The following is a 720-nucleotide window of genomic DNA, read 5'->3' on the forward strand; positions in this document are numbered from 1 at the left end:
GACGGCGGCGAAGATCGCGGCTGCGATCCCCCGGCGACGCCGCCGCGTTCGGCGCGCCGCGAAGACGGCCAGCAGGACCAGCAGCGGCCACAGCAGGTAGAACTGTTCCTCGACGGCCAGGGACCAGAAGTGTTGGAGCGGCGTCGGCGTCTCGGTCGCGGCCAGGTAGTCGACGGAGTCGGCGGCCAGGACCCAGTTTTGGACATAGAGGGTGGAGGCCAGGGCCTGGCCCCCGATGCGCTCCCACTGGCTCATGGGCAGCAGCGCCAGCGTGGCCGCCAGGACGACGGCAATGGTCAGCAGCGCCGCGGGCAGGATGCGCCGGATGCGGGCGGCCCAGAATGACCTCAGGGACAGCGTGCCGGTGGCCGCCGCCTCGCGCAGCATGTGGCCGGTGATCAGGAAGCCGGAGATGACGAAGAAGACGTCCACTCCGACGTAGCCGCCGGGCAGCCAGCGCGGCTCCAGGTGGTAGGCCACCACCAACAGCACCGCAAGGGCGCGCAGGGCTTGGATTTCGGGCAGGAATTTCCGCCGCGGCGTTGTCTCAGGATCCATCGCAGGACATTCAGCCATGCCAAGGTCAACGACAGTTGGCGGCGGGGTGAACGCCCGGGTGCAGGACCGGGCCGGCTACCTCAGGCCGTGCGGCGCCGCCACCAGAGGAGGGCGGAGCCGAGCATCAACAGGCCCGCTCCGCCCGAGGCGAGCCAGGCGGTG

Annotated in this window: 1 protein-coding gene; it reads right to left on the reverse strand. The window is 70.7% G+C overall.

Features of this window, described 5'->3' with window-relative positions:
* Positions 1-558, reverse strand: a 558-nt coding sequence (locus tag AC5RUJ_RS17675) for an acyltransferase family protein (RefSeq protein ID WP_494156435.1), incomplete at its 3' end; no start/stop codon positions are given.
* Positions 559-720: the final 162 nt, after the last annotated feature.

Source organism: Arthrobacter sp. Y3223164 (assembly GCF_059091005.1).